We start from the raw sequence: 2855 nt of genomic DNA, 5'->3' as shown, positions 1-2855 counted from the left end.
TTCGAATGTCAGCAGGTCGTCTCTCAGTTGAAGCATCTCCTCGTCCTCCGAAGCAGATAAGAGTTCAATAATCGCATCGAACGCCTTCTTCCTTTCGCTTGCATCGATCTCCTGGAGCATCTTCCATGCTCTGTCGAACATGATCACTGCAATCACCCCCGGTGCCTTATATCTCTGCACTAAGAGCAGTCATCTCTCCTTTGGCTTTAACTTGAACACAATCACTTTGCGGAGATTGCCTTTGGTGTCCCGGCCCTCTTCTACGAAATCATCGACATATTCCATCTCTCCCAGATATTTGACGAAGCCTTTACTGACCTTCTGAAAGAGGTGGAGAGCTTTCTGATTCTCTCTTTGGTTTCTGATTGCCTTGTTGCCTCTTACAAACTCCATATCGCCTTCCTGGCCTTCACCATAATAGAGAAAGTATCCATTCTCCCATCGATCGTTGTAACCGTACTCCTCTCCCGAAAAGCCTGTGAATATGAAAACCATGTCATGTTTGGCAGGATATGATATCCCGCTCTGTCTATTCCCTCCATACTCTTCATGAATCAGCGACCGCTTGTAGACTTCGCCTTTCTTGAACTGCAAGGCATCACCTCCCAGCCTGTTTCCGCTTTCAATTTCTCAACGATCTCCTTATGGTTTCGCGGCAATATGACTTTCCGCCAGAAGCTCTGAATTCTTCCTGCAGCTCCTTTTGATTATTATCGATCAATCTTCCGCAAGTACATCAGCGGTTAGGATTGAGACCGAGTTCTTCCCGAACTTCTTCCTTATACTTCTGATATCTCTTGAATTCCAAACCGTAGCTCTCGGCCAATCTCTTTGCCTCAATAGGCAGCAGACCATCGACCAGAATTACTCCGTGACTGGCCCCGTGCTTCGAGAGAGAAGCGGCGAGACTCTGTACTTCGGAGTTATGGATTTGATCATTGCCCTCCCTGATGGAGAACACCGTCTTTTCTCCGAAGATCTCCGCGATAAGATCAACGGAGGAATAATCGCCCCTCGGAGGAAAATCACAGGACACTCCGTAGCTCTCTAGAAAGTCCTTAAGTTCGAGAACGAGAAGGTTTCTGAGAGTCTTTACATTTCGCTCGGGCTTCAAATAACGTCTGATCCTTAAGGATACGAGATTCACAGCGATGATCTGCGCAAATAGCAGACCAATAACCACCTGATAAGGGATCACATAAGCAAGCGCAATGATTGCAGCCGACACCACCCACCAGTACTTCCTGAAGTAGTATAGAATCATAGGGTTTTTCCTGTCACTTCATGTCCACTTCGATCGAAATCCACTTCCACACCTCGTCTAGGAAACGCATCGAATATCAATTCAGCAATTCTTCAAAGAACCGCGAAATACCTCTTTATCTTCTGCGCCATGATATAACGCCGCTCTTCAAGGAATTCCTCGTAGTCGTCTATTGTCATGTTCACAATATTATCAGGGATGCAGTTCATCTACCAGTCTTCAGAATTTCATCTTTGCAGGTAATGCCGCCATCTTGAAACCTCATTGAGTGATTCTCTCCGGTCGCATGTGCTTGCTCGATATCATAGAAAGTAATGAATATGGAAAAAGCGAGTCTGTCCCGGTTAAAGTTCCGTCCCGGTTAAAGTTCCATAAGAAAGGGAATCCCGGGGAGAATTATTTCCATGAGAACCCTGAGGGGTAATCTAGAGTGGAAAAAAAGGAAATATCCCATGGAGCCTAAAAGTCAGGGCGGCGTTTCCCATCGTTATTCTAGTAAAGCAGTAGCAAAAAGCCCCACCCGATATTTATCGCGTCTCGCCTTCGAGGTGTCCCCACAAGAACAATCCTCTCGCAATCTCCTTCTATTAATTTCAGCGCTTCTCTTCTCTCAATTCTCCAGCCTCACACGCATTACGGCTACTTGAGGATCGAGGATAACTACAGGGACTTTTCTGAGAGACTATTCATAGTGCGCTCGAGATGTTGTCTATAGGCTCCAAGGGGATCGTAGTCGCCCCGGTCACGATGGCGCAATAGCTTCCAGGGACTGCAAGTCATAGCGTGATTTCTTCTGTGCTTAAGACTCTTCAGATTTTGTCTACTGCTCTCCAAAAGGCAACATTCAAGTCCCACTTAGCTACAATAAAAGGAGTCACCTTTTTCGCAGATTTTTTGAATTCCAAGGCGTTGCCTCCTAGCCTGTTTCTGCTTTCGATTTCTCAACTATCTCCTTGTAGTGCTCACTGCAGTAAAAATGGAGTCTGACCCTACCTATTTATTTCCTGCCAGTGATTTCCGAAATTCATGTTGGAAATCTCGATCCACAAAGAGGTTAAATTGTCTTTTTATGGAATTAGGGAGACCCCCCTTTTCTCGCGATACCCAATCCTTGTGTAAAATGTAAACGTGATGCCTATGGTCTCCTTCTTCTTGGTCTATCTCTATTCTGCTTCAAATTTCACTATCCAGTAATCACTTTCTCCATGATTGCCAGTAACATCTCCGTTGTTTGACCTTGTATACCCGGCAACGATAAAACCGCTATCGCTAGTTTGCTGGATACAGAATGCTTCGTCATCAGCTGACCCGCCAAGGCACTTCTGCCAAATGATGTTACCTATACTGTCCAGTTTCACTATCCAGTAATCACTCTCTCCATGATTGCCGGGAACGTCTCCATTTTCTGAACTTGTATACCCGGCAACGATAAAGCCGCTATCGCTCGTTTGCTGGATGCTTAAGGCCCAATCATTATGTGATCCACCAAGGCACTTTCTCCATTGGATGTATCCTGTGTTGCTCAGTTTGACTATCCAGCAATCTGTACCTCCATGATTGCCAGTAACGTCTCCATTGTTTGAACTTGTAA

3 protein-coding genes and 1 pseudogene are annotated in these 2855 nt (G+C 45.5%); all 4 read right to left on the bottom strand.

Features of this window, described 5'->3' with window-relative positions:
* Positions 1-180 (bottom strand): hypothetical protein (locus tag B3N33_RS00170; protein ID WP_292591750.1); only part of this gene is annotated, 180 nt, incomplete at its 3' end.
* 9 nt (positions 181-189) lie between these two features.
* On the bottom strand, positions 190-594 hold the full coding sequence (locus tag B3N33_RS00165) for an HNH endonuclease (RefSeq protein ID WP_214061467.1): 405 nt from the start codon (positions 592-594) through the stop codon (positions 190-192).
* Between the two features lie 142 nt (positions 595-736).
* Complete coding sequence (locus B3N33_RS00160) at positions 737-1264, bottom strand: restriction endonuclease (RefSeq protein ID WP_214061468.1); 528 nt, start codon at positions 1262-1264, stop codon at positions 737-739.
* 1163 nt (positions 1265-2427) lie between these two features.
* Positions 2428-2855 (bottom strand): annotated as a pseudogene (locus tag B3N33_RS00155) (hypothetical protein); the annotation flags it as partial.

The sequence above is a fragment of the Mesotoga sp. UBA5825 genome (assembly GCF_002432955.1).
Lineage (GTDB): Bacteria > Thermotogota > Thermotogae > Petrotogales > Kosmotogaceae > Mesotoga.
This window is presented reverse-complemented; position numbering and strand designations above follow the sequence as displayed.

Excerpts from the sequence above, each read along its gene's own strand:
- B3N33_RS00160 (WP_214061468.1), bottom strand. The coding sequence starts at position 1,264 with ATGATTCTATACTACTTCAGGAAGTACTGGTGGGTGGTGTCGGCTGCA.